General features: G+C 49.9%; 15 protein-coding genes. 7 read left to right on the top strand and 8 right to left on the bottom strand.

Going from position 1 to position 26668, the window contains the following annotated elements; translation table 11 throughout:
- The first annotated feature begins 102 nt into the window (after positions 1 to 102).
- The 3 genes from B9Y77_RS08030 (at position 103) to mnmA (ending at position 10455) form a co-directional block, all read left to right on the top strand.
- On the top strand, positions 103 to 1995 hold the full coding sequence (locus B9Y77_RS08030) for an AIPR family protein (RefSeq protein ID WP_073423591.1): 1893 nt from the start codon (positions 103 to 105) through the stop codon (positions 1993 to 1995).
- A gap of 122 nt (positions 1996 to 2117) precedes the next feature.
- Positions 2118 to 9374, top strand: coding sequence for a T9SS outer membrane translocon Sov/SprA (gene sprA / locus B9Y77_RS08025; RefSeq protein WP_085491471.1), 7257 nt, complete (start codon positions 2118 to 2120; stop codon positions 9372 to 9374).
- Positions 9375 to 9387: 13 nt separating this feature from the next.
- The gene (mnmA, locus tag B9Y77_RS08020) at positions 9388 to 10455 is read left to right on the top strand and encodes a tRNA 2-thiouridine(34) synthase MnmA (RefSeq protein ID WP_085491147.1); all 1068 of its coding nucleotides are present in this window, start codon (positions 9388 to 9390) and stop codon (positions 10453 to 10455) included.
- 10 nt (positions 10456 to 10465) lie between these two features.
- Here mnmA and B9Y77_RS08015 read toward each other — a convergent pair whose 3' ends face one another.
- From B9Y77_RS08015 to B9Y77_RS08005, 3 genes are read right to left on the bottom strand one after another with little or no spacing between them, the layout of a single operon-like run.
- Positions 10466 to 11290 (bottom strand): BspA family leucine-rich repeat surface protein, encoded by an 825-nt coding sequence (locus B9Y77_RS08015; protein ID WP_085491146.1) that lies wholly within the window; start codon positions 11288 to 11290, stop codon positions 10466 to 10468.
- Positions 11291 to 11301: 11 nt separating this feature from the next.
- A complete protein-coding gene (locus B9Y77_RS08010) occupies positions 11302 to 12072 on the bottom strand; it encodes a tetratricopeptide repeat protein (protein WP_085491145.1) in 771 nt (256 codons plus the stop codon).
- Positions 12073 to 12085: 13 nt separating this feature from the next.
- Entirely contained in the window at positions 12086 to 13909 is a 1824-nt protein-coding gene (locus B9Y77_RS08005) for a BatD family protein (RefSeq protein ID WP_085491144.1), read from the bottom strand.
- Between the two features lie 649 nt (positions 13910 to 14558).
- Here B9Y77_RS08005 and B9Y77_RS08000 point away from each other — a divergent pair.
- From B9Y77_RS08000 to B9Y77_RS07985, 4 genes are all read left to right on the top strand, one after another.
- A complete protein-coding gene (locus tag B9Y77_RS08000) occupies positions 14559 to 16532 on the top strand; it encodes a 4-alpha-glucanotransferase (protein ID WP_085491143.1) in 1974 nt (657 codons plus the stop codon).
- Complete coding sequence (locus B9Y77_RS07995; RefSeq protein ID WP_085491142.1) at positions 16513 to 17787, top strand: glycoside hydrolase family 13 protein; 1275 nt, start codon at positions 16513 to 16515, stop codon at positions 17785 to 17787. The genes B9Y77_RS08000 and B9Y77_RS07995 overlap by 20 nt, the downstream gene beginning before the upstream one ends.
- 186 nt (positions 17788 to 17973) lie before the next feature.
- Positions 17974 to 20586 (top strand): protein translocase subunit SecD, encoded by a 2613-nt coding sequence (gene secD / locus B9Y77_RS07990; protein WP_085491141.1) that lies wholly within the window; start codon positions 17974 to 17976, stop codon positions 20584 to 20586.
- 173 nt (positions 20587 to 20759) lie between these two features.
- Positions 20760 to 21692, top strand: coding sequence for a magnesium transporter CorA family protein (locus tag B9Y77_RS07985; RefSeq protein ID WP_014545607.1), 933 nt, complete (start codon positions 20760 to 20762; stop codon positions 21690 to 21692).
- Between the two features lie 55 nt (positions 21693 to 21747).
- Here B9Y77_RS07985 and B9Y77_RS07980 read toward each other — a convergent pair whose 3' ends face one another.
- The 5 genes from B9Y77_RS07980 to B9Y77_RS07960 form a co-directional block, all read right to left on the bottom strand.
- On the bottom strand, positions 21748 to 22452 hold the full coding sequence (locus B9Y77_RS07980) for a hypothetical protein (RefSeq protein ID WP_085491140.1): 705 nt from the start codon (positions 22450 to 22452) through the stop codon (positions 21748 to 21750).
- A 129-nt stretch (positions 22453 to 22581) separates the two neighbouring features.
- Positions 22582 to 23586 carry a polyprenyl synthetase family protein gene (locus tag B9Y77_RS07975; RefSeq protein ID WP_085491139.1) on the bottom strand — a complete coding sequence of 335 codons (1005 nt, stop codon included), beginning with the start codon at positions 23584 to 23586 and terminating at the stop codon, positions 22582 to 22584.
- Positions 23587 to 25527, bottom strand: coding sequence for a DNA topoisomerase (ATP-hydrolyzing) subunit B (gyrB, locus tag B9Y77_RS07970; RefSeq protein WP_073423581.1), 1941 nt, complete (start codon positions 25525 to 25527; stop codon positions 23587 to 23589).
- Between the two features lie 21 nt (positions 25528 to 25548).
- Complete coding sequence (locus B9Y77_RS07965) at positions 25549 to 25872, bottom strand: DciA family protein (protein WP_085491138.1); 324 nt, start codon at positions 25870 to 25872, stop codon at positions 25549 to 25551.
- 18 nt (positions 25873 to 25890) lie between these two features.
- Positions 25891 to 26664 carry an MlaE family ABC transporter permease gene (locus tag B9Y77_RS07960; RefSeq protein WP_235002871.1) on the bottom strand — a complete coding sequence of 258 codons (774 nt, stop codon included), beginning with the start codon at positions 26662 to 26664 and terminating at the stop codon, positions 25891 to 25893.
- Between the last annotated feature and the right edge of the window lie 4 nt (positions 26665 to 26668).

Here is a 26668-nt window from a genome sequence, read left to right as displayed (position 1 = left end):
AATACTATGATTTGAAACTATTTTTAGGGTGCGAATTACGAGAATACTCCAATATATAATAATATTGTATATTGGTCTTGCAGTGTAATTATTGAGGAAAAAATGGAACTAACAAAATCGCAGGAACGCCGCTTAGCATTTGTCGCTAGCCTCTTGAGCTTGAACCCTAACGACCCTAACGATAGAATTAAGGCACTCCGGCATCTGAACCTGGATGAAAATGGATGCTTCCACGGCTTCCAGTATTCACAGGGCTTTATGGAATTCTTCATCTTCTTGGACGAAGATACTCCGCTCGAAAAGGTTGTCGCACACTTGAACGCCGATCTGAAGCAACTCCAGATCGCCGTGTTCCGCACTAGCGACCCGACCAATCCGTTCTTCCTCTCACTCCGCGAAGAAGCCGACCCGTGGGCCGTCAACAAGATTACTGACGAAGAAACCGAAGAGGATGAAAACGCTCCTGCAAGCCGTCCGTACATGGAAACTCTCGAAATTACGGTGCTCCGCACTCGCGCTAGCCGCGATATCACGGACTCTGAACTCGAACGCACCCTCAAGGATATGCGCCGCAAGCTCATGCTCTGGAAGACCGACGTCAAGGCCAAGCTCGAAATTATCGCCGAACACGACGACCTCACTCGCGATTTCCGCTCTGCAGACGACAAACTTGAAATCGAGATGGATTCCGAACCGCTCCACCTCACTTCCGATCACGGCGAGCTCTTCCTCGGCTTCTGCCCGATCCGCACGATTTTTGACTACCATGTTGCCCTTGGTAAGCGCCTCAAGACCAAGCACAACATGGCTATTGTTAGCTCTAACATCCGTACTTACCTCGGTAACCTCACTCATACGAACGCCGCTCTTATCGATGCCTTCCAGACCATGGAAAGGAATGACGACAAGAACGTGAACGTCGATGACTTCCCGTTCCTCCACAACGGTATGACCCTCACGGGTGACGACCTGCGCCTCAAGGAACGCGATGGCAAGAAGGTGCTTTTCATTGAACGCCCGAAGATCATTAACGGTGCCCAGTCCCTCTTCACGTACGAACAGTATGCCAAGAAGAGCAAGCATCCGGTGAATCCGCAGGTGCTCGTGAAGGTCGTTGTGCCGTACCAGGGCGCCGACAACTTCTTGAACCAGGTGACCATGGCTAACAACCGCCAGAACCCGGTGTTCAGCTACCATCTGCGTGCTGCAGACGACTTGCAGTTCTTCATTTGGCAGCGTTACCAGGAAGAAGGCTTTACCTACGTTTATAAGGACGGTGTCCGTCTCAAGGCCCGTACCCGTAAGCTCGAAGTCCGCATGCGCCCGGAACTTGCAAAGACCCTCTTCATGATGGATGGCAAGCTCAGCGAATGCCGCTCCAGCGACTGCATTTTCGATAAGGAAACGCTCTACCAGCGCTGCTTCGGTGCGTTTGTGCGCGTTGCCCCTGAAAAGGAAAAGGATTTTGTCCGTAAGACCATCGCCTTCACGAAGGCATGGCAGCTCCTTAGCCGTCTCCCGATCAAGATCCGCAAGGTCACTCCGGGTAAGGGCGTGTCTATCGAAGCTAACGACGATAACCCGCTGACCCGCATCACGTGGAATGGCCGCCTCGAAGACAAGTTCATCTTCCGCAGTGCCGTGAAGGACCTCGTGGTCGCTCTCGCACTCCGTCACTGGCTCATCTACGGCAATCCGATCCAGGACTTCGAATGGCTTGTTGAAAACGAACTCAACTTCAACGATTCCATCCTCAAGTACGCCTCCCGCATCTATACGGACGACTTGAAGAACATCTTGATTTCTGAATTCAAGGACAACACCGCCTACTACGATACCATTACGACGATCGACAAGGATTCCGGTGAATCTGTGGAACGTCGCTTGTGGAAGGGCTTCTCCAATACGGCTACTTACGACAAGATGATTGAACTCTTGTGCAAGAAGAATCCGGCTTGGGAAAAGTGCCGCGGTGGCATTGAAGTATTCCTCTAGTTTATCCTTTAAATAGGGTCTAGAATCCGGTTTTGAAGCGCACCTCTAAAATGGGTGCGTTTCTTTTTTTCTATGTTATCGGTGGTAATTTTGAACGTCCCGTTTTTGTATTTTGTACACCGTTGCGTTTTAGAAAGTCTTTAAAATCTGCCCTCTGGGGTTTTGCTGCAAGCAGCATTGTGGCTGTGGGTTCCGTCTGGTCTCAAGATGGAACGCTTAGCTCGTATGAATCTCTTTTTGACGATGAACTTTTCCAGGATGTGCCTGCCCCGAAGTCGACCGCTTCTGTAGCTTCGTCTTCGAGTGCGCCTGCGCCTGTATCAAGCGCTACGTCATCCAAGCCTCAGTCTCAACCGTCTGTGGCGGTTTCGTCTGCATCTGCTCCTGCATCAAGTGCTGAGGCGCCTAAATCATCGGCTATTGCTTCTAGCGCGTCTAAGCCTGCATCGAGTGCGGTTGCTCCGAAATCCAGCTCGAGTGTTGCGAAGTCCTCGTCTTCATCAAGTGTTAATGTCCCGTCCTCTTCTTCTGTCGTCAAGGAGTCTTTGTCTTCTGCTTCAGTGAAGTCTTCGACGTCTGTGGCTACAGCTCCGAAGTCTGAAACGGTAACACCGCCGCGTACGGTCTCAAGTGCAGAAACTCCTGCGGAATCGGTTTCCGAAGAATCAATGGATGCATGGACCCCGGCGATTAAGTATATCCCGGTTCCGAAGTCAACATCTCCGCTAGACGGACTCCTCCCGATGGGCGGCATTGGCATGCGTTCGGGATTGATGAATACGTCGAAAGGGCAAATCTTTGCTCATGACATCGATGTGGCTACTCGCGAAATCGATGTGACCGAAAAACGCGTGAATACGGTTTCCCGTACGGATACGACGGTTCTCTGGACATCGCATTATCCGGAACTGGCAGACTACGTTTCGGACATGTACGATGTGGGTCGCAAGCGCTTGTGGCTCAATGGTCTTGTCGGTCAGAACGATGGCGGTTATGAAGCTCCTGAAACGGGTTCCGTTTTTGACATCACGATTCCGGTGAACATGCCTGCGTGGATGAAGGACTTTGGCTTCAACAAGCCGAAGCTCATGCTCAAGGGTTCTATGGATGTTCGCTTCAAGGGCTATGGCGAAAAGGACAATGCCGAGGGCAGCACCAAGACGAGCTTGTGGCCGTCTCCGTCTTTGGACTACAACCCGAGCTTCATGGTCGAAGGTAAGATCGGTCCTTACATCACGGTCGAAATCAAGAACGTCGATGAAGGTCTTGGCTCGCAAAACGAAGTCCGCGTCGTTTACGAAGAATCGTTCAAGGGCGAATTTGAAGATTACATTTTGCAGCGTGTCGAAGCGGGTACGACGAACTTGTCTTTGACTGGTACGGAATTTACGGGTTACTCAGAAAACCACCAGGGGCTTTTCGGTATCAAGGCGGACTGGAAACTGGGTGACTGGAAACTCACGACGATTGCCTCTCAGGATGGTGGCGAACAGGAAGAGTATTCCATCAAGGCAAATGAATCGACGACTGAATTCCAGGTGACGGATAAACAGTTCCTTGCATACCGCTACTACTTCTTGAACCAAGAGGCGAGGAGCAAGTATGTCGATGCCGCTATTTTGGGCCGTTCCGTTTCGAATTATAAAGTCACGGACTTGAAGCTTTATAAGAGAAGCGCTTTAAATACTTCTGACAATGTCATTAAGAATGTCAATGTTGTTTATACGACCCCGCAAGGCAAGACAATCACAAAAACCGTAGACCGCATGGTGGAAATCCCGTCTACTGAATTTACCTACGATTCAAGAACGGGTATTGTGAAGATTAATGGCGTCAACCGCAATACGCTTGTGGCGGCAAACTACAGTAACGAAAGCCGCAAGGGCAAGATGTTGCGCGATGGTGGCGAAGCCGTGCTTATCCAGTGGGATGCCGTGCTGAGCGAACTTACGGATATTGACAAGTTGATGCTTCGTAATGTCTATTCCATCGGCATTTCGGATGCGAGTGCGAACAACTTTGTGCTCCGCATGAAGAACAAGTCTGGCATCTCGGGTTCATATTTGAAAACACTTGGGCTTGCCGATACGACTTCGGGAACCCCGCTGATCAACGATGCTACAATCTTTACGAAGGATGCTTCGGGTAGCTATACTGGTGAAATGTGGTTGCCCTGTAAACCGCTATCGGAATATTCGGGAGCAAACGCCGCTGTCCGTGCCCGTGCAAACTGCTTGGAACCGTTGCGCAACTTGGATTCTAGCGCCACGATGGCGCAGCTCTATACGCTTCCGGTCTATAACTTGAACCGATACACGAGCCAGTTCTATTTTGAGTCTGTCGGTAAACGCCGTAATTCCATGATTAGCGTGCGTGATCCGAATTCGAGCTACTCTGTCAATAGCGGTAGCTGCATGGATATTTCTCCGGGTTCTGAAAAGGTGACTGCCGGTTCTACAACGCTTATCCGTGGTACGGACTACGAAGTCAACTACGAGCTTGGACAGATTGAACTTTTGAGTGAACGCGCCCTTGACCCGAACAAGGAAATCAAGGTCAAGTTCGAATGCGAACCGATGTTCGAAGTGGACAACAAGTTGCTCTTGGGCGCCCGTGCGGAATTGCCTTTGGATCTGTATGGCTTTGGTGCGGGTTCTGTGTTTGGCATTACAGCCCTTTACAGAAGCCAGAGCACGACTGCTGAAGTCCCGACTCTTGGCAATGAACCGTATTCCAGCTTCTTGTGGGGCTTTAACATCCGCTTGCAGGATTCTGTACAGGCGCTTACGGACTTGGTTAATGCCATTCCGGGTATTCAGACAACTGCAGCATCGAACTGGCGTGTTGAAGCGGAATTTGCCGGTAGCCGTCACAATGCAAATACCAGCAAGACGCAGACCGCCCTTGTCGAAGATTTTGAATCGACATCGACAGGTCTTGTGTATCCGTTGTCTAGACTTTCTTGGTATCAGGCTTCTCCTCCGGGCGGTGTTGCTTCGGATAACAGAACGTATATCGAAAGCCAGGACTACAAGCACCAGGGTGAATTTATCTGGCATAGCAACAATACGGAGCTGTACAAGTACATTTATCCGAGCGTCGGTAATTCTGATGTCGATAACCAGCATTTGACCGTGCTCAAGTTGACTTTGCGTCCGAACGACAACTTGATGGGTAATTCCTGGGGTGGTATCATGCGTCCGAATAGTTCTTACTATCAGGACATGAGCGAACTGAAGTACATTGAAGTTGTCGCCCGTGGTAATTCCGGTTCCATCTTTATCGACTTGGGTCTTATCAGCGAAGACCTTTCGATTTGCGGTTATGCTCCGAATGGTGAGTATAACGGTGAAAACCAGCTCGGTATGACAACGGCACAGCATGACCGCGGTCTTGATGAAAAAACGGGTGCTGATGAAACCAGAATGGTTTGGGATTGCCGCGTTTCTCCGTGTAGAGGTGCCGAATACAATTCTACGAATATCGATGCCGCGACAAGGGATATCGCCCGTGACGATTTCAAGGATTTGGACGAAGAAAGTGACCCGCCTGTAAATATCAACGGTACAGAAAACAACCTGGGTGAACGTTCTTACGATACCGAAGATATCAATAGGAACGGTTCTCTCGATAAGGACATTAGCTTTGTCCGTTACCGCATCGACTTGTCGAATACGGAAGGCGATTTCGAAGAACTCAGAAATGGCTGGCGTAAGTGGCGCATTCCTCTTAACCAGTACGATACGATTGTCTCGCCGACCGGAAACAGCTATAAGGAAATTCTTGCAGAATCCCAGTTTACGCGTCTGTGGTTGGGCAGGCTGAATCCTGGTGTTGCCGAAGCGAAGGTGCAGATTGTAAGCCTTGGTGTGCTGGGCAATGCTTGGGAAGAAAATTCTGTCGCAGACCTTTATCGCACGACTTCTTCTGAAAATTCCCAGATTGTCGAAGTCAATGGTGTCGAAAACCGCATCTCTGAATCTGTTGTGACTCGCGATACGACCTACATCAAGGTTTCGACGATTAACAACCGCGAAAATGCAAAAACGTATTACAAGTCCCCGAATACGGTGACGGAACGCGATGCCGATTCGAACGCTCCTCTCAAGGAAACGGCTCTTGTGCTCGATTACCATAACTTGACTCCTGGTCAGGAAGTGGGGGTGACACGCCTGTTCGAAACGGACACGAAGAACTTCTCGACGTATAAGTCTCTGAAGATGGAAATCCACTACGAAAACAAGGCTGAATCGAAGACTGAAAAAGTGCCGGTTCGCTTCGCCTTGCAATTCGGTGAGGGCTCTATCGACGGTTCCAAGGACTTTTATGAATGGAGTTTCCGCCCGGTCAATTTGGACTTGTCGTCTTGCGATCCGAGCCGCCAGCAGGATTGCCATGAACAGAACTGGCTTGACAACGCCTTTGCGATGAACTTGACGGACTTCTCAGATCTGAAGCGTGGTCGCCACCCGCCGTATCTGGAACCAGTGGTGAAAAAGCTGGATGGAAATAGAGAAGAAATGCTCCGCTTGGTTGGTAATCCGTCTATTACGAAGGTGGACTGGATTCGCTTTGTTATTATCGCTGATTCGTCTGCTTCTCCGAATGACTTGAAGGGACAATTCTGGATCAATGATTTGCGTCTTTCTGAAATGGATACGGAATGGGGGTATGCCGCCCGTGTGAACGGTCAGGTCAATTTTGCAGACTTCATTTCGCTTTCGGGTGCCGTACGCTATCAGGATGGCGATTTTGCAACGCTTTCCAATTCTGGACGCTCTCCGAAACCGGATCCTGCTCAAGCTGCCTCCCAGCTCGATGTTTCGGCTGACATTTCTATTGCCCTTAACAAGTTCTTGAATGATTCTCTCGGATACCATATTCCGATGTCGTTTGGCTACCATAGCTCTACCAAGCGTCCGTACATGAAGCCGACAGACGACATGATGCTTAGGAAGAGCAGCTTTGTCGATTTGACTGGGGATATGTTCCAGGGAGACCTTGCTGTAGATTCTGATGATGAAGAAAATCGCTTAAGGGATAATGCAGAATCCAAGGGTTATGAATCCTATGAGCAGGACTTGAGCTTTAGCGTCAGCTACCATAAGGATTACAAGGCTCGTGAATCCAAGCTTGCTGAATTCTTCTCTCAGGCATTCTTGGAACGTCCGGCATTGAGCTATTCTTACCACCAGTCTGAAGGCCGCTCCACGACATCGGCGGACTCCACATACTCCTACCACACTTTGATCGAGTATAAGCTGGGTACGTTTAGCATGTTCAAGTTCAAACCGTTCGAAGGTCTTGCCAAGTATTCCTGGCTCAAGGATCTTTCGAGAACGGAATTTGAACCGTGGCCGCAAACGTTTGATGTGACGCTCTTTGACTTTAACTACGTGCGCTATGTGAACCAGACCCGCGATCCGGACTTTGTGGAACCGCAGGTCGATAAGGTGGTCACCTATACCGCAGAACTCAACCACAAGTTGAATATGCGCTGGAACATCCTTTCGTTCCTTTCTGTGAACTATGCGGTAAACATCAGGCGTGACATGTTTGGTGGCGGCGACCGTGAAGGCTTTACCAAGGAAAACTTCTTTAGTTTTGATGAAGGTGGTCTCTTTGCTAGTGGCTATATCTTTGACCATGACCATTCCGACAGAAAGGTTTATGTGTCTCGAGACAGCCTTGTGATTATTCCGACGGATACGATTGCAAAGACGGATGCGAATGGCAAGCAACTTGCGATTGACATGCAGAATCCGGATTCCTATGAAATCCGCTATGACACGACTTCGTTCTACAAGGTCGATAGCGTGGGGCATCGCGAATATGGACGTGCCTATGGTATTCTCCGTAACGAACGTTCTAGAAATCAGCAGTTCAGGATCAACTTTAACCCGAAGCTGATTCCGTTCCTTCCGTTCAATATGCAGTTCTCTTCTGACTTTAACCAGCAGAAGACGATTCCGGATGATTTCGATTTCTTCGATCCGTCGAATGTCGAAAAAAACTACTGGACGATTTCGCAGACGAACCGTTTCGAGTTTACTCCGACGCTCAAGATTATTGAAATTGCAAACCTGTTCGGAAAAGACAACGCCGTGTCGAGCGCTTTGAATAAGCTCAAGTGGCGTGAAATCAAGTTCAACTGGAATGCTAGTACAAACACTATCGGTGAAAACTTTACTCTTGCCCAATTGTACGAAGAACAAGGCGTGACCCCGTTCCAGTATTACCTTTACGGTTTGGGTCTGGGTAATGGATACCGCAGCCGTGGTCTTTGGAATATCATGACGGGCGATATGGGACTGACCGATCGCGATGATTTTACCGGTTTTGCCCAGTACAGAAACAAGAATGTGGATACGCTTGTTTATCAGGGAAGTTTCCGTAATGCGGTATCGCGTTCGTTGCAGATTTCTACAGGCTTTACCTTGCCGTTCTGGGATATTTCTGTTTCGACAGACTTCCAGTGGAAAGAGGACTTTGCGCAGTCTCGTGAATACCCGCTGTATATCGATACGACGACTCTTCTCCCGAAGTTTGGCATTGGAATTGCCATTCCGAATATCGCCCAGAAGGTCTCTTTGCTCAACAGCTTCCGTAGCGTGAGCTTGAATAGCCGTTTCGACTATAGCCGTTCTGTGACAAAACGCCCGTTCCAGAGTGCCGAAGATTCTTGGGCGAAGGTCTTGAACTTCAACCCGCTTATTCGAGTGTCTTTCTTGACGCAGAACAACTTGCGCATCGAAAACAGCGTGCGCTTGAAGATTGAATCGACGGATCGTCGCCCGAAGCAGGAAGTCATTTCTAATCCATGCTTCCCGCGTGATGACGACGATGAATGTCGAGATACGACAAGTTACTTCTTGAAAACCCCGTGGATGCACACATCGCTCTATAACGATTTTGCCATTAACGTTGGTGATGACATCTCTATTTCGTATCCGTTGAAGCTTGATAAGGGCTTCCAGCTTTGGAAGTGGTACTTTAAGCTCAAGAACGATATCGACTTGAAGCTCACTGCCGGTTACGATTACAAGAAGACTATCCGCAAGGAATATGAACCTGTGCAGGGCTACGACATGATGAACAAGGAATCCGGTACGGACGGAGTCTTTGTGCAGTGGCACTATGATTCTGGCGTGGAGCCTTTCGTGGCTTACAAGCCGAAGCTTGAACTGAATTACCGCACGGTTCCGTCAAGAACGCATGAATGGTTTATCCGTCCGAGTGCATCTTACACGTTCAACAAGATGGCTTCGCTGAGTTCGTACATCGAATACAGGCAGATTTACGAAAAGCTGGATGACGAAACGGCTCACATGCGTCAGATTCTCCAGTTCGAACTTGCGTTGATGCTGAGATTTGACTAGGAGCGCTTGCGCCATGTCTAAAACTAGAGTCGCAGTCGGCATGAGCGGTGGCGTGGATTCGTCCGTGGCCGCTCTTCTTTTGCAACAGCAGGGTTATGAAGTCGTGGGCGTGACGCTCCGCGTTTTGCCCGATGTCGATGGCGCCTTTGATGCCGAAAATGATCCGAGTGTGGTCCGTGCAAAGATGATTGCCGAAAAGCTCGGTATCGAACATCACGTGGCGAACTGCTCCGACGCATTTACGGGTGAAGTCTTGAAACGCTGTCATGCGGACTTTTCGCATGCGCGTACGCCGAACCCTTGCTGCTATTGCAATCGCTTTATCAAGTTCGGCTGGATGATGGATTACGCCAAATCGCTCGGTGCGGACTTCTTGGCGACAGGGCATTATGTGCGCATCGAAGAAGTGAATGGTGTGCGCAGGCTTTTGCGCGGTCGTGACCCAGGCAAGGATCAAAGCTACTTTTTGTTCTGGGTTCCCGATGAACGCCGCAATCATGTGCTTACGCCGCTTGGAACGTATGTGAAAAGTGAAGTGCGCGAAATCGCCGAACAGAACGGTTTTGTGAACGCCAAGACGGGCGACAGCCAAGATATTTGCTTTGATATTTACGGTTCGCAGTACACGGAGTTTTTGAAGGACCGTTTTGGCGAGATGACGCGCCCGGGCCGCTTCGTGGATGAAAAGGGCAAGGTATGGAATACGCACGATGGGTTCCATAAGTACACGGTCGGTCAGCGCAAAGGTCTGGGCGTGGCGATTGGTGTGCCTGCGTTCGTGAAGCATGTGGACCCGGAAACGGGCGATATTCTGGTGACGGGCGATAAGTCGTCGGTCTGCTTTGACCGTGTTGAATTGATGAACTGCGAATGGCACGGCGGTGCGCGGGAGGTCGGGACGACGTTCCGCGCCGAAGGCATGGTGCGTTACCGACAGCGGGCGGTTGGCTGCGAAATTACCATCGTCGATACAAATAAGGCGGTCGCCGTTTTTGACGAACCGCTTTTTGCAGTGACTCCGGGGCAATGTGCCGTCTTTTACGATGGCGACATGGTTCTTGGCGGCGGCCAGATTGTGTAGTTTTTAGACGCTAGATACGAAAATTTTTGTACCAGGCGGGGAGTTTGCCTGTTTTTTCCAAAGCGGAATTTTCGAACATGCCTTCTACATTTGTAGCTTTCGAAACATTCCATTTGCCAACATCGCCATTGAACTCTGATTGTTCGAACATCAAAATCATATTGGTTACGTTATGCACATCCCAGTTGCTAACATCCCCATTGAATGGAGTTTCGGAGAACATGGCATTCATATTCGTCACGTTCGAAACATTCCAACGGCTGACATCGCCATTGAACGGAGAAAGGCAAAACATATAAGCCATATCCGTCACATTTGAGACGTTCCAATCGCTAACGTCTCCGTTGAACTGAGAGCCTCTAAACAAGTCTCTCATATTCCGAACATTAGACACGTCCCAGCGGCTGATGTCGCCAGTAAATTGGGACTCCCTAAACATTGCCATCATGTCTTGGACTTTGGACACATTCCAGTTGCTGATATCCCCGTTGTACAGTGACTCATCAAACATACATGCCATTTTTTCCACATTCGAAACATTCCACCGACTAATGTCGCCGTTGAAATTCGAACCGTTAAACATGTGACTCATGTCCGTCACGTTCGATACATCCCAATGGCCGATGCCAAGATCGAACGGGATCCGTTCTTCCTCTTCACCTGTGTCAAGATTAAGAATCGGACCTTCCCCGGCAAACAAATCGTGCATGTCAGTCACTTGCGACACGTCGATAAAACTCAAGTCGCAGTTCTTGCCTTCTGTTTCGAAGGTTTCTTCGATGAGTTCTAACAAATGATCGCGGTCGCGAGCGATGACCTTTTCGTTCGGGTTCATATATTTGCTTATTACTTCACAATCCCGACTTCACTGAGCTTTACGAATCCGCGGATTTTTTCGCCGAGACGGATTTCGGCAAAGTTCCCTTGTTCGCCAATGACTTCGAAGCTTGTGCCTTCGGAGAGCGTGTTGAGCGTTTGCGACTTGTCGCTCGGGGCGCTTGTCACGTCGGCGCTTGAGGCTGTTACGACGCCCGTGATGTCCGTTTCGAGCGTGTACATTTTGTAAAGAGCGCTTGCGCCAATCGTGCAGAGGATGACGCTTAAGCCAAACACGACGCCTGTGCAGATGTTCTTGCCGCGACTACCGTTCACGAAACGGCGGGCGAGAATTACGAGCGCAATTGCCCAGAAGAGAACGAGTGAAATGTTCATTTGGCTCTTGAGCGAAAGTGCGTGGTGCAGGTCCATCAATCCTTCGAGAATCGGGTTCTCTTCTTCGTCGCCTTCTTTGTCGCGAGTCTTAGTCTGTGCGAAATTCAGGTTGTGCTGGATATCGTCATCGCTTGGGTGCAAACGGAGTGCTGACTTGTAGTAGAAAATCGCAAAGCCGAGTTTCCCGCTGCGGTAATAGGCGTTGCCCAAATTGTAATAGAGGTCCGCATTGACGATGCCTTCGTCAACGCATGTACGCCATTCGTCAATTGCGCGTTCAAAATCGTTTTCGTTATATGCCTTTGTGCCGGCTTCGAGGCCGTTGCATTTGTCGGCGGCGCTTGCTGCGGAGGTGAGGAAGAGCGCTGCGGCGATCGTCAAAATAATCTGCTTAAAGTTCTTCATGTTTTTACCGACGCTACTTGAGTTTTTCGAGGCTTTCGCAGAGCTTTTCGACATCTGCGAGCATTTGGGACTGTTCTTCGGTCGAAGCTGTGACCGGAGCAAAACGTACAAACGAGCATTTTTCAAGCCAACTGTTGATGGCTTCAATCGTTTCTTCCTTGACGCCGCGCTTTGAAAGTTCCTGCTTCATTTGTGGGCGGGTCATACCCTTGAATTCAACGTTTGTCAAATTGCTGAGGTAATCGATGAGGCCATTTTCTAGAGCTGCAAAGAACGCCTTGCCGTCGCCGTTCTTGAGGGCGGCGCGTGCGTTCGCGAACTTTTCCTTGAGAAGCTTGTTGGCCTTGCCCTTGCGGACGAGTGCTGTGTTGCTGTTGCGCTTGCGGTTTCTCGTGATGGCGAAGTTTGCTATCAGGTAGAATGGAATCGCTGCGGCAAATAGAATCCAGAAGAGCACGCTCCTGTGCGGGGCTGCCGTTTCGGACTTGTCCGTAATCGGGTGGATAAAGCGGATGTCGCTGCCGAGGAATTCAATTTCTTGCTTTTGAACGACAGGAGCCGAGGTGCCAGTGCCTGCGGAAACCGGAGCTTGGTAAACGGGTTCTGTGGGGGCGTCGCTCTTTTCAACTTCGATGGTCCACGGGCCTGCCGAAGCGGTTTCGTACTTCTTTTTAGCCGGGTTGAACCAGGAATAGGTAATGGCCGGGATTTCGAAAGTTCCCTTTTTCTTCGGGTAGAGGAAAACCTTGATATCCTTCGAGGTGATGACCTTGGCTCCCTTGACTTTCTTATTGATGCTGTTTTCGGGCGGTACGGAGCGGAATTCGCTAAAGTCGGGGAGTTTCGGGTCCGTGATGGTGCCCGGAGTGCCGTCGCCCTTGATGCTAATCGCAAGCGTCAACGCCTCGCCAACTTTGAGATTTGTGCGGTCGAAATCGGCGCTAAAGCTGTAGTTGCCGACCATTCCCGAGAAATCGGCGGGCTTGCCTTCGGTCGGGAGCGGGAGAACGGTAATGGAAAGCGGAGCGGTGGAGGTTTCCGTTTCGATGGATTCCTGCTTTACGCTGCGGCTCGAGAACGACATGCCTCCCATTTGCTTCTTTTCTTCGACAACTTTGGGTTCACCGAGCTTGGTGTACTTGAACTTGAAAGACGGAATTTGGAGCGTGCCGTTCTTGGTCGGGCTGAGCCAAGCGTATTTGGCGGATGCCTTCATTTCGCGACGGGCGCCTTCGACCGGCTTGAAATCCAGATTCGAGAGGTCGTTGCGGTGGACGATGAAATCGTTGCCGGTGCTCATGTCGGTAGCCTGGAGGCCGCCCTGGAAGTGCTCAAAAGTGTGGAGGCTGAGGGTGACGCTGAACTGTTCACCTTCGTAAATGGACTTTTTGCTCGGGGTAAGGCTTACGGCGAGAGCGTCGTCGTTATAGGAACGCTGCACGCTGACCGGGATTTTGCTGCTGATGGTGTTGGCTTCGCCATTAATCATCCATGTGAGCGTTCCGAGGTCTTGTGTACCTGTCTTTTTCGGGGCTTTAATCTTAAAAGAATAGACGCGGGCTTTGTAGGCTCTTCCGCCACCGCCGAAAAACGAGTTGAAAATATCGTCCATGTCCGGGCGCATCACCTGATCGGCACTGTCGAGCCCGAGGAGCTTAAAGTTATTGCGTGTTTCGAGGCGGAGCGCGCCTCTGTTCTGCGGCAGTTCCTGTGTCGGAACAATGAACTGCAAATTGAATGTCTGACCCGCTTCGATGCGGTCGCTATCGACTTGAAGAGATGGCTTTGCGTTTACAAATGCTGTTAAACCGAGACATAAAAGCAAAAATCGTTTCATAGCCCATAATTTACCAAATTTCCACCCCGGAGATTGCAATATAATGGGTGAAAATGTGCTTTTGCCCCCTCCGATTCGTTTCGAAAAATTTTCGCGAAATATATACTTTTTACCCTTGAAACGTTAGTAAAAAATTGTTATCATTGGCGCCGTCAAAAACAAGGAGTCAAAACAATGTACTGCATTCTCGCCGCCCTCTTGATTAAGAGCTTTAAGAAATACGCTAAGCGCGCTTAATCGAAAAAAGATTTTTCTCTCTCCAACTAACGAACGCGATGCCACGGTTTTCCGTGGCTTTGCTTTTTTATGAAGATGTGTATGGCGACCCCGGCACGGAGGCCGGGGTGACAAGTGCGGGGCGACATTTTGGTATGGACGAAATGTCCAAAAAAGTTGCCGAAATATATACTAAAATACCTTGACGTGTTAGTAAAACTTTGTTAATATTGGCGCCGTCAAAAACAAGGAGTCAAAATAATGTACTGCATTCTCGCCGCCCTCTTGATCAAGAGCTTTAAGAAGTACGCAAAGCGCGCTTAATTCTATAAAGAACGATTAAGAATAAGAATTGGTCTCGGGTTTCCGAGCCTTTTTTTATTTGCTAGCAATTTAAAAGAATCTTTTACAAAATTAGAGTTATATTTGAAGCATGCGATATGGTGATTTAACTTCCTTTCAAACCGGCGTAGCCGTTCCCCTTTTCAGTCTTCACAGCAAGCACAGCATTGGCATTGGCGAATTCTTGGATTTGATTCCGTTCGCCCAGTGGGCAAAGTTCTGCGGATTCAATATCATTCAGCTTTTGCCTGTAAATGATACTGGCTCCGAGTCGAGTCCTTACAGTGCTCGCAGCGCATTTGCCTTGAACCCGGTGTTCATCAATGTGCAGTCCGTTGAAGGCGCTACCGTCCTCGAACATGAAATCGAAAAGGCGCGTGAACAGTTCGCTGAAATTGAACGTGTGGACTACTACCGCATTACCACATGGAAGCGTGCCATCCTTCGCAAGATTTTTGATAACCAGTATGACGTCCTGAAGTCTTCAAAGAAGCTCCTGGCATGGATTGACAAGAATTCCTGGGTCAAGTCCTATTGCGTTTATTGCACGCTCAAGGCGCAGAATAACGAAGCTAGCTGGAAAGACTGGAAAAAGTTCCAGAACCCCTCCGCTGCCGATGTCGACAAGCTTTGGATGAAGAACTACAGGGACGTGCTGTTCCAGGCCTGGATGCAGTACACCGCCGAAGGTCAGTTTACCGCCGCCGTGAACGAAGTCTCCAAACTTGGGCTCCGTTTGAAGGGCGACGTGCCTATCCTCATCAACGAAGACAGTGCCGACGTGTGGTTTGACCGCAAGTATTTTTCGCTTGCCGACCGCGCGGGTGCACCTCCTGACATGTTCAGCTACGGTGGCCAGAACTGGGGCTTCCCGACTTACCGTTGGGACGTGCTTGAAGCCGATGACTTTGGTTGGTGGCGCCGCCGTTTGGCTCAGGCTAGCAAGTTCTATCACGCTTACCGCATTGACCACGTGCTCGGATTCTTCCGCATTTGGGCCATTCCTGAATCTGAATCGACGGGTATCTTGGGCCGCTTCCAGCCGTCCATCCCGCTTACATGGGACGTGCTCCGCAATGCGGGTTTCTACCGTGAAACGCTTGAATATTTGCGCCGTCCGAACTTCTCTGTGGACCAGCTGCGCGAGTTCCTCGGCAAGGAAACGGACAGGCTTATCTCTCTGTATTTTGAAAATTTGCCGGGAAAGTTCGACCGCTTTGTCATCAAACCGGAATACTTGTCGGAACGCGCAATTCTTTCGCTTGACGAACCGCAAGAAGTCAAGGATTCCATGCTCCGCGTTTACTGGAACCGCGTGTTTATCCCGACGGGTGACGAAAATACGTTCTACCCGTACTGGTACTGGTACAACCAGCCGGTGCTCTTTACGCTCCCGCAGAACGAACAAGATAAATTGCATGACTTGATTGGCCAAAATGAACAGGCTCAGAACGCACTCTGGGAACAGAATGCCATGAAGCTTTTGTCTGTACTCGCCAACGAAACGGATATGCTCGTTTGTGCCGAAGATCTTGGCGCTGTGCCGCCATGCGTGCCGACCGTGCTCAAGAAGCTCGATATCATGTCGTTGCGTATTGAACGCTGGGCTCGCAACTGGAATGTTCCGTATTCTCCGTACTACAGCATGGATGAATACCCGCGTCTCTCCGTTTGCACAACGAGCTGCCACGACACTTCGACCTTGCGCGGTCTCTGGGAAGAACCTGATTTTGACAAGGGCTTCTACTGGTCTCATGCGGGCTTGCCGGGTGTTGCTCCTGAAAAGCTTACGCCGCCGGTGGTGCACGACATTTTGTCGCATGTGTTTACTGCAAATAGTTTGTTCTGCATCCCGCCGATCCAGGACTACTTTGCACTTTCGGCTTCGCTTTCTGATTGCGACCCGAAGGAAGAACGCGTCAACATTCCGGGAACGGTCGGTGGCAAGAACTGGACTTATCGCACTCCGTGCAGTGTCGAGGACTTGCTTGCCAATGCGGGCTTGATTTCGGAGATTAACAAACTTGTCGAAGAACGTAAGTCCCGTGCCCTCTGGAAGATTTAGCGCTCCCGCCTGGGGCAAGGACGCCGTTTTCTATCAAATTTTTCCGGACCGCTTTTGCCGTAGTGCAAAGTACAAGGCGGTCGGGAAGTTTGTGGATTGGGATACGCTCCCGACCCGTGAAAACATGTTCGGCGGAAACCTCGCGGGCATTTGCGAAAAGCTTGAATACATTGCGTCGCTTGGCGTGAATGCCATTTACCTTTGCCCGATTTTCAAGAGCAATTCGAATCACCGTTACCATACGGTTGACTATTTTGAAATTGACCCAGTTTTGGGGACTCTCAAGGATTTTGATAAGCTTGTCAAGAAAGCGCACAAGCTTGGGCTTCGAGTGATTTTGGATGGCGTGTTCAACCATTGCTCACGCGGATTTTTCCAGTTCAACAGCTTGATGGAGCTGGGCAAAAACTCTCCGTATGTAGATTGGTTCCATGTGCACGGCTGGCCGCTCCACGCGTATTCGGGCAAGCCCAATTACGATTGCTGGTGGGGTTACCCCGCACTCCCGAAGTTCAATACTGATAATCCTGACGTTCGCGATTACCTTTTCTCGGTGGGCGAATATTGGATGAAGCGCGGTATTGACGGCTGGCGCCTCGATGTTCCGAACGAGATTGATGACGATAGTTTTTGGCAGGAATTCCGTCGCCGCATCAAGGCGATTAACCCGGAAGCGTACATTGTCGGTGAGATTTGGGATGAGCCTTCGCGCTGGTTGCAGGGCGACCAGTTTGATGGCGTGATGAATTATCCCTTGCGTAAGGCGGTGCTTGCGTATCTCTTTGACGAAAAGCCAATTGCACTTGCCGAGTTTGCAAAGCGTTTGCGTGAAGCGTTCCCGGAAGGCCGTTTCGGCGTGCCGATGAATTTGCTCGGGAGTCACGATACGATTCGGTTATCTTCGCTCCCGTGCTCAAATTTGCAGCGCGTGAAACTTGCGCTTGCGCTGTTGTTCTTTTTACCGGGCGCTCCTTGTATATATTATGGCGACGAAATCGGCATGTTGGGGGGCAAGGACCCCGATAACCGTAGATCGTTCCCGTGGGATAAATTTGCGGAAATGCAGAAGACGCCTGTCTATGATTATTTAAAAGGGTTGATTGCACTCCGTAATAAGGAGCGTGTGCTTCGCGAGGGCTCGCTTGAGATTGCCTATCGTGCAGGTCGCCTAGAAATTATCCGTACCCTCGGCAAGAAGAAGATGACTCTTGTTGTTTCGACCGCAAAAACCGATCCTTTGTTTGAGATAAAATAAGCCAGGCGTTACGGGCTGGCGTCTGAAGCCCGTTTGAAGGGGTGATGGAAGACCCGTAGGGGCTGCAATCAGGGGAACATCCCCCTTTTTGAGCCTAAAATTACTTCTTACTTCTTACTTCCTACTTCCTACTTTTCTATCTTTGTCCCGCAACTAGTATGTATAATGCCTTTTAAGGGATTACAAATGAAAAAAAATAAATTCGGCTTCCGAGAATTCATCATTCTCGCAGTCATCATTCTTTCGGCCTACACTGTATGGCCTTCTATTCAGGTTCACTCCAAGAAGGGTGAAGCAAAGCAGACCTTCCTCAAGGAAAATCCGAAACTGGGCTCGAAGTCCATCAACTTCGGTTTGGACCTTGCTGGTGGTACTAGCATCACGCTCCAGATTGACCAGTCTAGCCTGAAGGATGGTGAAGATATCAAGGATATCCAGGCTCAGTCTCTTGAAATTATTCGTAACCGTGTTGACCAGTACGGTCTTTCTGAACCGCAGATTTCCCCGACCGGCGACGACCGCATTGTCGTTGAACTGGCTGGTGTGGATGACTCCACGGCAAAGGCTCTCGTGGGTTCTACGGCAAAGCTCGAATTCAAGATTCTCGCTGAATCTGAAAAGTTTACGCAGGTTGTTAGCCTCATCGACCAGTACCTGACTCGTCAGACGACTGACATCATTGCTGATTCCGCTGCAACAGACTCTGCTAAGACGGACTCTGTGAAGAAGGAAGCATTGTCGGACGATGAACTCCTTGCTGGTGGCGTTGCAAAGACTGAAGCTGCTGAAAAGAAGGATTCCGCTGTTGCAGAAGCCGCTCCGGCAGACGTGGTCGGACAGTCCCTTTCCTCTTTCTTCCTCTCTTTCGGCAATGGCGGTTTCATTGCTGAAGAAAGCATCGAAAAGGTGAAGAAGCTCCTCGCCACTGAAGGTGTCCAGAAGCTCATCCCGCGCGATGTCGCATTTGCTTTCGGTAGCGGTCTCGAAAAACTCCGCCGCGATGCAAACATCAAGGCTAAGCGTCTTTACCTCCTCAAGCGCCGTGCAGAAATGGGCGGTGACGATATCACGGATGCTCGTCCGTACCGCGTCAGCGATGGTATGAGCGCCGGTGAAGTTGCTGTGAACCTCAAGTTCGGCGGCATCGGTCCTAAGAAGTTCTCTGCTGTTACTGCAGCTAACGTCGGTAAGCAGATGGCCATCGTTCTCGATAACCAGGTCATCAGCGCTCCGGTCATCCGTGACCGTATCCCGAACGGTGAAGCTCAGATTACGGGTCTTGACGACATGGCTGAAGCTAACCGTCTCGCTGTCGTGCTCAAGGCTGGCGCCCTCAAGGCTCCGATGCAGATCATCGAAAGCCGTAGCGTCGGTGCAACTCTCGGTGAAGAAAACATTGTGCAGGGCTTCGGTTCCGGTGCTATCGGCCTCTTGCTCTGCTTGGTGTTCATGGTTGCTTACTACCGTCTCGGTGGCTTCATCGCAAGTATCGGCGTGATGGTCAACGCTCTCGTGACTGCCGCTGTGATGTCTGTGTTCAACGCTACGCTTACTCTCCCGGGTATTGCTGGTTTCATCCTCGTCGTCGGTATGTCTCTCGACGCGAACGTGATTATTTTCGAACGTATCCGTGAAGAACTCAAGAACGGCCTCACGGCTCGCGCCGCTGTCGCCAAGGGTTACGAACGTGCATTCAGCGCCATCTTGGACTCCAACTTGACGACTGTTTTGACGGGTCTTATTTTGTACAAGATTGGTACGGGTTCTGTCAAGGGTTTCGGTCTTACTCTTACGATCGGTATCCTCACTTCTCTCTTCTGCGCTATCACGATTTCCCGTGCCGTGTTCGACTGGAGACTTGCTAAGCGCGACAGAACGACGCTCTCTATCGGTTCTGGCTTCAAGACTTTGAACAATGCTAACCTCCAGATTATGAAGAACCGCGGCAAGTTCAGGGTTCTCTCCTGGATTCTCATTATCGCAAGTATCGCTTGCATCGCTGTGAAGGGCTTTGATTTCAGCATCGACTTCACGGGTGGTCAGGTCTATACGATTCAGTATCAGGATGACGCCAAGCACGAAACCGACTTGAACAAGGCTTTGAGCAAGGCTGGCATTCAGGGTGCTCGCGTCCGCTCTCTCGGCGGTACATCTGCTAACTCTTACCAAATCAGCGTTCGCGGTGATGACACGAGCTTCGAACTCGCCATGGCTAAGGCTTTCGAAGCTGCAAATCAGAAGTGCCAGATCGTGGCTAAGGACGCTGTGGGTCCGACCATCGGTAAGGAACTCCGCTTCAATGCTATTTTGTCTGTGATTCTCGCATGGCTTGGCATCGCTCTCTATGTGTGGTTCCGATTCGGCAAGCTCGGCCTTGGCTTCGGTGTTGCTGCTGTGCTCGGCCTTATTCACGATACCATCATTACGCTCGGCTTCATCTCTGCCTTCAGCCTTTCTTTCGATGGCGCCTTGATCGCTTCGCTCCTCACGATGATTGGTTACTCTGTCAACGACACCATCGTGAACTTCGACCGTATCCGTGAAAATACCGCTATCTTCGGTTCTGCTAAGTACGAACAGACCATCAATAGCTCTTTGAACCAGTGCTTCAGCCGTACGGTGATTACCTCTCTCACGACGCTCTTCGTTTGCGTGGTTCTCGCTGTTAAGGGTGGCTCTTCCATCCGCGACTTCGGTCTCGTTCAGTGCTTCGGTATCCTCATCGGTACTTACTCTTCTGTGTGCGTCTGCTCTCCGATCGTTCTCTGGTGGAGCAAGAAGTTCAAGAAGGGTGTGTAATTAGACGAGAGTACGCCGCTACGCGGCTACAGATTTAAGACTAGAGAGCCCCGGCTTAGTGCCGGGGCTTTTCTATTGCTATTATCTGCTGTTTTTAATAGCTTTTCTTTCTTCTCGGGTTTTCGCACAGGGTCTTTTTTACTATATTGCCCATGTTCGATAAAGGGGGCGGTATGCTCAAGTATTACAAAATCGAATCCGGTCGTCTCTCAGTAGCTCCGAACGAAGAAGCTGCTGACATCGTTATGATGGGTTCTTTAAGCCAGGAACAGCGCAGCATCCTTGTTAAGGAATATGAGATAACGGAACATACGATTGCCTCCGCATTTGACTCGGACGAACTTTCCCGTATCGAATATGACGATGATTTTACGACCATCGTGTTTAAGAAGCCCAAGAATTATTCTGCCGAGGATAATTTCCAGTTCCGCGTGGAATCTTTTGGAATTTTCATTTTCAAGGACTGGGTCTTGCTCCTTACGGACAGCGATATCCCAGTGATGGATGAGCGCAAGTTCTCGAAAATCGACAGCCTGAATACGTTTGTGCTCCGCGTGCTGAGCTTTGCGATTGCACACTTCAATGAACACTTGAAGATCATCAACCGCATCAATGACGACTTGGAACTCCGTCTCAATACGTCGATGGAAAACAAGTATTTGCTCTCGATGTTCAGCTTGAACAAGGGCTTGATTTACTACGTGAGCGCCTTGAACAGTAACGATACGCTATTGCGCAAGTTGCAGCTTGGTCGTAGCCTCAACTGGACCGAAGCTGAACGTGAACTTTTGGAAGATATCCAAATTGAAAACGGGCAGAGCTTGCAACAGGCTAATATTTACGCCAACATTTTGACATCTATGATGGATGCTCGTGCAAGCGTGATCAACAACAACGTGAACCAGTTGATGAAGAACCTCACTATCGTGACGATTTCTATTTCGCTCCCGACGTTCTTCGCAAGCTTGTTTGGCATGAACGTGAAGCTCCCCTTTGGCATGAACGGCGATGCGACCGTTGGTTCTCCGGTTGCGTTTTGGATTATCATCGCCATCTGCTTCTTATCAGTGTTCGTCTTCCTTGCCGTTTGGATGCGCAAGAAGTAAACTGGATTTTGGCTTTAGGATTGAAAACGCGACCGTTGTGGTCGCGTTTTATCGTTTAATTCAGGATTGGGGTCTCTTCGAGGCTCTTTTTCACAAATTCAGCGACGCATTTTTCCCAATGCTTACGGTGCATGGCATATGGGAACTTGTTGTGGAATGCTTCGTGCCCGAAGGCGACTCGTTCACCGGACTGGTTATAGATGGCGTAATCGGCAAAGAAACAGAGACCTCTATCGACAATGACGTTCCCTGAGTTTTTAACGTAGCTTGAATCGTTTGCACTTTCGAATAGATAGTTTGAATTATTATAGGCTTGGTAGGCGTAAGATTCTTCTTTGCGGCTGAATCCTGCATTTGAAATGGCGATGTAGTAGCCTTCATTCATGTTGATTGTTGAGGGCTTTGGAATGTTGAATTCTTTTGCTCCTACAGAATCGTGCTCAATGCTCATGCCTGCAATGTTGACTTGCTTGAAATCCAAATTGATGGAATTGTGGGTGAGGCTGTCGTAATTCTTTTGAAGCTCTGCTTTGTACCAGTCTGCAAATTTTTCGGTGTATTCTTCTAAATCGTCTTCGAGATCGTCTACATTGTCGACAAAAGGTTCTGTGAAGACGACGGTAATTTTTGTTGGTTTTTCAGTCCAGCTCGGGTTTATAGATACTGTTGGATTATTTTGTGCACAGCCTGTAAAGAATGATGCTGAGAATAACGCCGATAATAACGGCAAAACGGCAAGCCCCCAAAGCTTGTTTTTCATAAGATCTCCTTCTTGTGCCCCATAACACTTGTAAAGAAAATAATATAAAAGACAACGTTTGGCACGTTGTCTTTTAGAAAGTGTTGTAAAAAGTGGCTGTTGTCTGCTTTTTACTGCGGCGTAGTCGCCTTAGTTCCCGCGTTCCGACATGCTGGCGAACATGGCGGTAATTTCTTCGGTGAAGTTGCTCTTCGGGAATTTGTCGGCAATGGCAAGCGCTTGTTCCAAGTGTTCCTGGGCTTCGGCTTTTGCCTTCGCAAAGCTCTTCTTTGCAAACAGGCGGTCTTGAATCTTTTCGGGAATGCCTTCTGCAGATGCCTTTGCGATAAAGCCTTCCATTTCACGACGTTCTTCAGCTGTGCAGTCCTCGAAGTAATAGAGGAGCGGAAGCGTGATAAGACCGTTTGAAAGGTCGGTGAACTTTGCCTTGTCCATGTTCACGGAACCATAGCCATAGTCCAGCAGGTCGTCGATAATCTGGAAGGCAATTCCAAAGTGCGTTCCCATCTTAGCGCATTCATCAACCATCGGCTGATCGAAACCGGCCAAAATGCCACCGATGCGTGCTGCGGCGTCAATGAGCGCTGCTGTCTTTCCATCGATGATTTCGTTGTAAGCCTTGCGAGAAAGTCCCATGTCGCCGCAATGGTCGAGTTCCATGATTTCACCGATGATGAGCTTGTCAGCGGCATCAGAGATGATGACTGGAATGTTGCGAGCTTCTTCGTCAATGACGCAGCGCATGGACTGCGAAAGCACATAGTCGCCAATCAACACGGCTACTTGCGTACCCCATTCGCGGTGGGCTGTCTTTTGCCCACGGCGGACGTCCGTACCATCGATGATGTCATCGTGCACGAGGCTTGCAAGGTGCAAAAGTTCTACGGCTGCACAGGCGTGTGCAACACGATCGATGTCCGGCTTTTGCGTGCCGCAGTTTGCGAGCAGGCAAAGGAGTGTTGAACGGATGCGCTTGCCTTTGCGGCTAAAGAGCGTTACAAGGCGGTCACTAATCCCTGCGGGGGCGTTCTTTGCCACCTGCATAATGACTTGTTCCGTCTTGTCAAGCTCGACTTTTACCAAGTCGCGAGCCTGTGATAAAACAGCTTTGAAGTCGGCTTTCGTCGGACTCATTTAAATATCCAAATCGTTCAAGACTTTATATGCGTTCGTTTCAATGAACTTGCGGCGCGGTTCCACGTCTTCGCCCATGAGCATGCTGAAAATCTGGTCGGCAAGGACGCTGTCTTCCACATGGCACTGCTTGAGGAATCGTGTCTTCGGGTTCATGGTCGTGTCGTTCAGCTGTTCCGGCGACATTTCGCCCAGACCTTTGAATCGGGTAATCGCGACATTCTTCTTGTCTTCGATTTCGGCCATGACCTTGTCCTTTTCGTTTTCGTCGAACAGGTAGCGTTCTTTCTGGCCAATCTTTAACTTGTACAGAGGCGGCATGGCAAGGAAGATGTGCCCAGCGTCAATGAGCGGGCGCATGTAGCGGAAGAAGAACGTGAGGAGAAGCGTCTGGATATGAGAGCCGTCCACATCAGCATCGGTCATGATGATGATTTTGTCGTAGCGGAGCTTTTCAATTTTGAATTCCGTGCCGATGCCGGTACCGATGGCGTTCACCAGGTTCTGGATTTCTTCGGTGTCGAGTACGCGGTGGAGGCTTGCCTTTTCGACGTTCAAAATCTTACCGCGGATAGGGAGAATGGCCTGGAATTCACGGCTACGACCCATCTTTGCTGAACCACCTGCAGAGTCACCTTCCACGATGAACATTTCGCATTCCTTCGGGTCGCGGCTGGAGCAGTCGGCGAGTTTGCCCGGAAGGCCGCCACTTTCAAGAACGTTCTTGCGGCGGGCGAGTGTACGTGCGCGGTGGGCTGCTTCACGAGCCACAGCGGCATTATAAACTTTATCCAAGATAATCTTGACTGCAGCTGGATTTTCTTGGAAGTATTCTTCGAGCTTGGCACCGAATGCAGAAGCTACATAGCCTGCGATTTCGGAGTTGCCGAGCTTGCGCTTGGTCTGGCCTTCGAACTGCGGCTGTGAGACCTTGATAGCGATGACTGCGGTAAGACCTTCACGGATATCGTCCGAGGTAATCTGCGCTTCTTTCTTGCCCTTCGGCATGTCCTGTGCGAACTTGCTGATAACACGGGTGAGGGCCGTCTTGAAGCCCGTCACGTGCGTACCGCCATCGTAAGTATTGACGTTGTTGACGAAGCTGAAGAAGTTTTCCTGATAACCGTCATTGTACCACATGGCAACTTCCAAGGGGTACTGGCCATCGGGGAGAACCAAGTGGATCGGTTCTGCAAAAAGCGGTGTGCGGTGTTCGTCCACATAGCGCACAAATTCAGAAACGCCACCGGGGAAGCAGAACGTGTCGGTCTGCTTGTGTTCCGGATCGCGTTCGTCGGTAAGCGTCAAGCGAAGTCCGCTCATGAGGAATGCGAGTTCGCGGAAACGCGTGGCGAGCGTGTCGTACACGTAAACGGTTTCCGAGAAGATAGTATCGTCCGGATAGAATTCAACAGACGTACCGGTTGTTCCGTCGGATTCTCCAATGTCGACCTGCGGACCGCAAGGAATACCGCGTGCAAATTCCTGACGGACAACGCGGCCATTGCGGCGCACGGTCACGATAAGCTTGTTGGAAAGTGCGTTCACGCAGCTCACGCCCACACCATGCAAACCGGCGGAAACTTTATAAGAGCTATTGTTGAACTTGCCACCGGCGTGGAGCTTGGTCATCACGACCTGGATGGTACCAACCTTTTCCTTCGGGTGGATGTCGGTCGGAATGCCACGGCCGTTGTCAGTGACGCGGATGCCGTTACCCGGCAAAATCGAAATTTCGATATGGTTGCAGAAGCCAGCCAAAGCTTCGTCCACGGAGTTGTCGACCACTTCCCAAACGAGGTGGTGAAGCCCGCGAATATCGGTGGAACCAATGTACATTGCAGGGCGGACACGAACTGCTTCTAGACCTTCGAGAACGGTAATGCTTGAACCGCTATAATCTGCTTCCGCCTTCTTTACTTCTTCTGTTTCTTCTGCCATAATTCCTCTATTAAACCCCTCTTAGACGAATCGTATTCCTTGAATAAAAGGCTTCCCTAAGAGGGTATTACACTTACCAATAATAGCTTTTTTTTGGAGGTTCATTTCGAACTTTAACGCCGAATTAGCGACCTTGAGTACCAATATATTTTTGTCGATTTTCTCAGGCTTTACATGGTCAATTAGGAGGGGACCAACCACCTCCGAAAACCGCTCCGAAATGGTCTTGAAGTTGATATCTTCGGTGATATGGTTCTTCTGGAGAACACGCTCTAAAAGGACTTGAATGTCCTGAACTTTGTTCCCCGTATAGCTCTTGTTGCTCGTGCGTTTTGTTTCGAACATTTGTACAAATTTATCGCATTAAACAAGCAGCAATTTGGAGAGGGTAAACCCGCCAATAAGGATGCTTGTCATGCCGGCAACCACGGTTGCCTTGGTGCTCTTGCCCACGCCTTCTGCACCGCTATGGGTAAAGAATCCGAAGAAGCAAGCGTAACTCGAAATGAAGAATCCGTAAAGTGTTGCTTTGATAAGACCCACGACCAAGTCCCAGTTCTGGTAGAACATGCGTACGCCATAAAAGAACACCGACCAAGAAACTTCCTTGTAGAGGTGGGCGACTTCGTAACCGCCGACAATGCCGATAAAGATGCTCAAAATGGTCAAAACCGGAAGCATGATGACGGTTGCAATCAGTCTTGGTGCAAGCAAGTATTTGTAAGGATTGAGTCCTAATACTTTATATGCATCAAGCTGCTCCGTGACTGCCATGGTGCCAAGCTCCGAACACATCGAAGCGCCGATACGGCCTGCAAGCACCATCGCCGTAAGAATTGGGCAGAGTTCCACCATCACGGATTTGCCGACAGCCATGCCGACAAACATCATGGGAATCATGTCGCCAAACTGGTAGGCGAGCTGCCAAGACATGATGGCGCCTGTAGCAAGCGATGCGGCGAACACCACGGGAATACTCGTGATACCCACGTGGTGCATCTGTTCGACAGTCGTGTGAAGATTGGTGAAGGCTCCGGGAATGTTTTTGAACAACTCCCAGATAAACAGCACGTAACCCACAACCTTGTTCAGGAAGCGTCTTACGGCTCGTCCGAGACCTTCTGCCATTTTGTTCATTAAA

Source organism: Fibrobacter sp. UWB13, from assembly GCF_900177805.1.
GTDB lineage: Bacteria > Fibrobacterota > Fibrobacteria > Fibrobacterales > Fibrobacteraceae > Fibrobacter.
This window is presented reverse-complemented; position numbering and strand designations above follow the sequence as displayed.

What these genes read in the sequence shown, in the direction of transcription:
- B9Y77_RS07975 (WP_085491139.1), bottom strand. Translation starts at nt 23,586, where the DNA reads ATGAGTCCGACGAAAGCCGACTTCAAAGCTGTTTTATCACAGGCTCGC.
- B9Y77_RS07965 (WP_085491138.1), bottom strand. Translation starts at nt 25,872, where the DNA reads ATGTTCGAAACAAAACGCACGAGCAACAAGAGCTATACGGGGAACAAA.
- B9Y77_RS08000 (WP_085491143.1), top strand. Translation starts at nt 14,559, where the DNA reads ATGCGATATGGTGATTTAACTTCCTTTCAAACCGGCGTAGCCGTTCCC.
- gyrB (WP_073423581.1), bottom strand. Translation starts at nt 25,527, where the DNA reads ATGGCAGAAGAAACAGAAGAAGTAAAGAAGGCGGAAGCAGATTATAGC.
- B9Y77_RS07985 (WP_014545607.1), top strand. Translation starts at nt 20,760, where the DNA reads ATGCTCAAGTATTACAAAATCGAATCCGGTCGTCTCTCAGTAGCTCCG.
- B9Y77_RS07960 (WP_235002871.1), bottom strand. Translation starts at nt 26,664, where the DNA reads ATGAACAAAATGGCAGAAGGTCTCGGACGAGCCGTAAGACGCTTCCTG.
- B9Y77_RS08015 (WP_085491146.1), bottom strand. Translation starts at nt 11,290, where the DNA reads ATGAACCCGAACGAAAAGGTCATCGCTCGCGACCGCGATCATTTGTTA.
- mnmA (WP_085491147.1), top strand. Translation starts at nt 9,388, where the DNA reads ATGTCTAAAACTAGAGTCGCAGTCGGCATGAGCGGTGGCGTGGATTCG.
- B9Y77_RS08030 (WP_073423591.1), top strand. Translation starts at nt 103, where the DNA reads ATGGAACTAACAAAATCGCAGGAACGCCGCTTAGCATTTGTCGCTAGC.
- B9Y77_RS08005 (WP_085491144.1), bottom strand. Translation starts at nt 13,909, where the DNA reads ATGAAACGATTTTTGCTTTTATGTCTCGGTTTAACAGCATTTGTAAAC.
- secD (WP_085491141.1), top strand. Translation starts at nt 17,974, where the DNA reads ATGAAAAAAAATAAATTCGGCTTCCGAGAATTCATCATTCTCGCAGTC.
- B9Y77_RS08010 (WP_085491145.1), bottom strand. Translation starts at nt 12,072, where the DNA reads ATGAAGAACTTTAAGCAGATTATTTTGACGATCGCCGCAGCGCTCTTC.
- B9Y77_RS07980 (WP_085491140.1), bottom strand. Translation starts at nt 22,452, where the DNA reads ATGAAAAACAAGCTTTGGGGGCTTGCCGTTTTGCCGTTATTATCGGCG.